5 protein-coding genes are annotated in these 5,724 nt (G+C 63.0%); 1 reads left to right on the top strand and 4 read right to left on the bottom strand.

Annotation, left to right across the window (positions count from 1 at the left end; all coding sequences use genetic code 11):
- Nucleotides 1-121 precede the first annotated feature (121 nt).
- From brxC to MCBG_RS30805, 4 genes are all read right to left on the bottom strand, one after another.
- On the bottom strand, nt 122-3,613 hold the full coding sequence (gene brxC, locus MCBG_RS30820; protein WP_009067068.1) for a BREX system P-loop protein BrxC: 3,492 nt from the start codon (nt 3,611-3,613) through the stop codon (nt 122-124).
- A 4-nt stretch (nt 3,614-3,617) separates the two neighbouring features.
- The gene (locus MCBG_RS30815) at nt 3,618-4,217 is read right to left on the bottom strand and encodes a DUF1788 domain-containing protein (protein WP_009067069.1); all 600 of its coding nucleotides are present in this window, start codon (nt 4,215-4,217) and stop codon (nt 3,618-3,620) included.
- A complete protein-coding gene (locus MCBG_RS30810) occupies nt 4,214-4,843 on the bottom strand; it encodes a DUF1819 family protein (protein WP_106430246.1) in 630 nt (209 codons plus the stop codon). Before MCBG_RS30810 ends, MCBG_RS30815 begins: the two co-directional genes overlap by 4 nt.
- A gap of 93 nt (nt 4,844-4,936) precedes the next feature.
- Entirely contained in the window at nt 4,937-5,137 is a 201-nt protein-coding gene (locus tag MCBG_RS30805; protein WP_037932537.1) for a helix-turn-helix domain-containing protein, read from the bottom strand.
- A gap of 223 nt (nt 5,138-5,360) precedes the next feature.
- Here MCBG_RS30805 and MCBG_RS30800 point away from each other — a divergent pair, with 223 nt between their 5' ends.
- Nucleotides 5,361-5,660 carry a transposase gene (locus MCBG_RS30800; RefSeq protein ID WP_084789696.1) on the top strand — a complete coding sequence of 100 codons (300 nt, stop codon included), beginning with the start codon at nt 5,361-5,363 and terminating at the stop codon, nt 5,658-5,660.
- Nucleotides 5,661-5,724 lie beyond the last annotated feature (64 nt).

The following is a 5,724-nucleotide window of genomic DNA, read 5'->3' as shown; positions in this document are numbered from 1 at the left end:
GTGCGCTGCTCGACCTGCTCGGGCGAGGCGGGAGCGAGCACGACGGAGATGCGGGCCGCTACCTCGCGGATGAGTGCGGCGCGCGCCCAGGCGGCGAAGGACTTGAGCGGAGCGGTTTCCATCAGAGCGTGATTCGCTTTCCGGCGTTGAGTGTGGACAGCAGGGCGCTACGGAGTGCGTCAAGGTACCGATCGACGTCCTCGGCAGTCTCCAGCACACCGTGAGCACCTGTCACGGTGATGGTCTTGACCGAGACCGTCTGCTTGGGTGGCGCGGGTGCGGGATCGTCGGTGTCGCCCGCCGGGCGGGCCGAAGAGACGAGCTGATCGAGCAACGCAGGGTAGGTCTCCTCCTCGAAGCTGTTCCCCTGCTCACGGATGAGCCCGATCTGCCGCTCGTTACAGACTCGATCGACGACCTGGTCGACCGTGTGAATGACTCTCTGCTGTGCGTCCTCGGTGGCGTTCTCGTAGTAAGCGCTGCCGAGCACCTCGGTCTTTCGTGCCTCAATGGCCTTAATCACCGTGGCACGGTTGGTCGCGAGCGCTTCGTCGACCTGCTTGCCGAGTGCATCCGCGGCTTGCTTGAGCTGGGTCATGCGGTTACCACGGAACGCGTTGGGGTCCTCGAGCAACCGCTTCACCTCAGTGTCGCTGCCGACGGGCAGGTAGCCGAGGTTGTTCGTGCCCACCGCGAGCAAGGTGGCGGCTTCGTCGTAGATGGCGCGCTGGCCTCCGTTGAGGAACGACTGGATGGGGTCGATCACGGATTCCTTGGCGTCGAGCAGCTCGTCGCCGAGGCCGAACTCGGTCAGGTACCACTCGTCGGGCTTGTCGACGACCTGTTCGAGCAGCGCGATCGGGGCGGCCAGCTGCTCCACGAACGGGTACTTCGACCCGTTCACCCGCGCCTTCAGCTCATCGAGCTTGCCGCGCAGCTTGTCGCTAGCGTGCCGGGCCAGCTCCAGGGGGTCCTTCGGCGCGGCCGTTGCCTCGTCGAAGAAGTCGGTGCAGAACGTACGGAGCGCGGCGACCTGGCGCCCGTCGAAGACCTTCTGTGGAGCGACCACCGCGTGCGAGTGCTTCTGCGTGTTGCGCAGCACCGCCGCGACCTCAGTGCGCTTCAGGGCGTTTCCGTCGACGATGGCCGTGAGCTTCGAGGCGCCAACAAGCCACGCGATGACGACCTCGATCGAGGCGAGGTCCCAGCCGTAGGGCTTCGCCTGGAAAGCACCCGCGATCGTCTTGACAGTCACCTGCTCACCAAGCCGGTCACGCCGCAGAACGAAAGAGAGCACCTCTTCGCCCGGGATGGCGAGCTGGGACAGCGACGAGTCGTCGAAGATGCCCGACGGATCGGGGTTGGCGAACGAGGCGACCTGCTGCTCGCTGTAGGTGATCCCGCCGAGCAGTTTGAGCTGGGTGTAGGTACGGCTGACAAGGTCCTGGAAGCCGTCGGTCACACGGACGACGGCGTCCTGCGAGGTGGAAGCCACATCGGCGGCGTTGATGACGAGCTCTGCCTTGCCGACGGCCCGGCGGATGCGTGTGACAAGCTCCTTCTCGCGCTCGGCGTTCTGTGTCGCCTTGGAGCGCAGAATCTGGTCCTCGATCGGCGAGAGCGAGGTCGTCTGCTTGCGCTTGGTGTATTTCTCGGTCTTGATGAGCAGCCGCAGGTCGGACAAGGCACGCTCGTCTGGTTCCAGGATGACTCGCAGCTCGTCCTTGCCGGCGCTGTGCATCCGGATCTCTTCGGGACCGTACGGGTACTCGGGGGTGATGAAGTGAACCGTCAGCTCGCGCTGCTGTCCGTACACCTGGTCGTCGAGCTTGTAGCCGAACGCGAAGTCCTGGCCGTTCTTGGCATACCGCAGCTTGCTGGTGCGGATGACTTCACCGGAGAGGATCTTGGACAGGCGGCCGCTGACCTCTGAGGCGTCGATGTCGACATTCTTGATCTCTTCCTCGATGACCTGTTCTTCGTTGGTCAAGTACTCGTAGACGTTGCCGTTGCGCTGCACGTACGTCTGAGTCTCCAGCAGCGTCAGGGCCTCCTGTACCTGCTTGGACAGTGCGGGCAGGTCAAGCCCGAACCGGTCGTAGACGAGCACGGTCAGGTTGCGCGGGGTCGCGTGGAAGCCCTCGACGTACTTGACCAGGAACAGCGCCTTGAGTAGACGCACAGCAAGCTCGTTGTCGAGGTTGCGCTCGGCGACATCGATCGAGCGCTGCGCGGCAGACTTCAGCGAGGCACGGATGCCAGCGAACATGTGGTCGAAGGTCGCGAGTCTGCCCACCTCGACGTCGCCGACGTCCTTGGCGACCTGCTGCACGACGCCGAGCATGGAGCGCTCACCGACCGAGCTGTTGCGGCCCTCGAACACATTGTGGTCCGAGATGCCCTCTATCGCCGCTTGGAAGAGGGGGAACTGATAACTGACGAACGGGTAGGTGCCGACGAAGTGCACCTCGTCCGTGTAGTTGCGGTAGATCTTCGCGCCGTCAACGAAGTCGAACAGTGTTTTGAAGTTCGCGTGCTGCTCGGCGTACACCGTCGCCAGCGCAGACTCACCCACCTCGTTCTTCTCCAGCAGCCGCTTGCGGATGACTTCCTCAACGTCGGCGCTGGTGAGCTTGACTCGTGTCCTGAATCGCGCCTGGATCTTGGAGAAGTCGTTGCCCTGCTGCTTGGTGCGGTCGCCGACGACCTTATCCATGTCCTCCTGGGAAGTGACGAATACCCACGCTCGCCCCTGGCACTTGGTATTCAGAGACTCGGCGATCGTCTGGAGGTTCAGCATCAGGTGCGTGTTGGACCCGATGAACTGGCCGACCTCGTCCACGAAGAAGTTCAGACGGAAGCCCACGGCCTGCCTGTCGATCCACGCCTTGACCTCGTTGGCGAAGTCCTCGATCGACACCGAGTACTCGTTGCGGTACTTCGTGAGGATGTTGGTCGGCGTCCCCTCGGTCTGGCCGCTGACTTCGGCGTATGCCTTGGCCACGTTGGCCTCTTCGAGTACGCCCTCCTCACGGCCATGCGCCCAGTCGCGTCCCGCGATCTGTGCGTACGCAGCCTTGAACGCCCCGTACTGGCCGCGATTGTCCAAGTCCCGCTCGAATCGAGCCACGTGACCCTGGTTACCGTAGTAGCCACAGCTCTCATCGAAGACCTTGACGAACACCTTCAACAGTGCATCGCCCTGGTCCTTCGTGATGAGCGTCGCCTTCTGATCGATGTTGAACAGCAAGCTCTTGGCGGGAATGCGGTCGGCCTTAGTCAACAAGGCTGGGAGGAACGCTCCCTGCGCCTTGGACCGGAAGCTCTCGGACACACGCTCGCGCGCGAACTCCTGCCCGTCTACGTCGCCGAGCAGGTGGGCGAGCATCTTGAGCAAGTGGGACTTACCGGAGCCGAAGAAACCCGAGATCCACACACCGTTCGCGTTGGTGTAGTTCGTGTACGCCTCAAGCAGGGGTTCGAGGCCCTTGGCTGCCTCGTTGGTCAGGACGTACTCGTCGACCTCAGTGCCCAGGTGCGCGGTGTCGTCAGCCTTGATGACGCCCTCGATCGGACGCTGCACGTCCTTGGCGAAGATCGCGTTCAACTGCATCGAGTCACGCCTCCTGCTCCAAGATGTTCTTGGCTCGGTAGTACTGGTCGTCTTTGAGTCGCCCGAACAGCACGAGCGACGACCCCAACGTGTCGGACTGCTCGTAACGGCCAGGGAAGAACAAGAGCATCGGCTTACCTGTCACGACGCTTTGCAAGTTGTTCAGCACGTTGTGTGAGCGGATGTACGGGAAGACTTCGCCGATGCCGGTGAGGAAGAAGATGTCGAAGTCGCCCTCGGCGAGCTTGGCGCGGATCGCAGGCGAAATGTGGTCCTGCGGGTCGAGCATCCCCTGAAGCAGCTCGCGGAAGTCGGCTTTGTCCTGATCCGGTTCGAGGGCGAGCAGGCGATCCCAGACTCCGCGCTCTTTGAGCATCTCCACCGATAGGTCGTAGAGATTGATCTCACGGACCTCGATTCCCTTGTTGGCCAGTCGGTTCTTGATGCGCTTCTTGGCCCCCGCAACCACGAGGGCGTCCTCGGGTTCGTAGGGGTAGATGAAGAACGGCACCTCGTTGCTCAGGCCCTCCATCTGGAGGAACCGCTTGCCACTGAGCACCTGAAACAGATGCTCTTCCTGATTGGACAGCTCGATCGGCGTCACCGCTCGGCCCTCCCTGTATCGTGATCACTGGCGGGGAAGAACCGCAGATCGCTCGGGGTCCGCGTGGACAAGACACTGGCGACCCGCTCCGATAGCACAGCTTGGACCAGGTGTCCGCGGTCGGAGAGCAGGCCGGCCTCGCTAAGCATCAGAAACACGTTCGAGCGCAGCTTGCGCAGCGTCGAGTCCTTGACTTCAATCAGCTCGGTATGCCACAGAGCCTTTCCACGAACGAAGCTGTCAAAGTCCTCGTACGTGAGCGTCGATGTCAACAGAAGGAACCGCTCACGCACCACTTCCTCGGCGAACTCGCCGATCAGGTCATAGCGACGGCACGCAGCCGCCCACAACAAATGTCCGCGCTCAGTGGCCGTCGCGTCGACGAGCAGTTCAATCTCGCCGTCAGTGAGCGCAGCGAGCCGCTGGGTGACCTCACGGGCGAGGCGTCGCCCCGACGCGACCGTGCGAGCCTGGAGCAGGTTGTCCTGCTCGATGACTGCGCACACCTTCGACCAGTCACGCTCGCGCAGGTACAGCGGCGCAGCGATGGAAGCCTCGCACATGAGGAGGGCACCACTGGTGAACGAGAGCGCATAGCGCGACGCAGGGGCGGTCCGTTCCACCACGGGGCGGCACCTCCTTTCGGGAACCAGGAAAGTTGATCAGAATACAGCACTCAGCCGATACCGACGCCATCCCAGTGGGCGGAGACTCTCAGGTCAGCCTGACTCTGCGTGGTCACTCGATGACGCGGCACCGCCACTGCGCACCCACTCATCGATTTCACTGGTCTGGAACTTCCAGAGACGGCCGAGCTTGTGGGCCGGCATGCCCTTCTCGGCGATCCACCCATAGACGGTGTCCTTCGTGATGCCGAGGTGGGCGGCGATGTCGTCGGCGGAAAGCCACGGTTCAGCCACGGTGGAACCTCCAGTCGGCAGTCAACGTAAGCACATCAACCACGCTTACACTACCGGCATCTGGGCGGGTCATACCCGGTTTAGCTGGGTCTAGCAGGTCTATGACGTACTACTTGGCGTCTTGCCCGGTCTGGCGTTGAGCACGGAGGAGGGGCCTTGACCCCTGATCCTGGACACACGAGACACTGGATCCTGAGGATCTGAGAACGGACATCTCGTGGTCATGAAGAACTACCCGCCGGAGTTCAAGGCGGACGCGGTCGCGCTGTACGAGTCGCGGCCGGAAGCGACGATCAGGTCGGTCGCGGCCGATCTGGGGATCAACCCGGAGACCCTGCGGAACTGGGTGAGGGCAGCCGGGGTGAGCCGTCCCCGAGGACGACGGACGCAAGAACCGGCCCAGCCGCCGGTACCGCTGGAGGCGGAGAACGCCGCCTTGCGAAAGAAGGTCCGCGAGTTGGAGGAGGAACGGGAGATCCTGCGGAAGGCGGCGAAGTATTTCGCCGGGGAGACGCGCTGGTGAACCGCTTCCAGTGTGTCGCCGACCTCCAGCGCCGTCACGGCGTGAAGCGGCTCTGCAGGATCCT

Source organism: Micromonospora sp. M42 (assembly GCF_000568915.1).
GTDB lineage: Bacteria > Actinomycetota > Actinomycetes > Mycobacteriales > Micromonosporaceae > Micromonospora > Micromonospora chalcea.
This window is presented reverse-complemented; position numbering and strand designations above follow the sequence as displayed.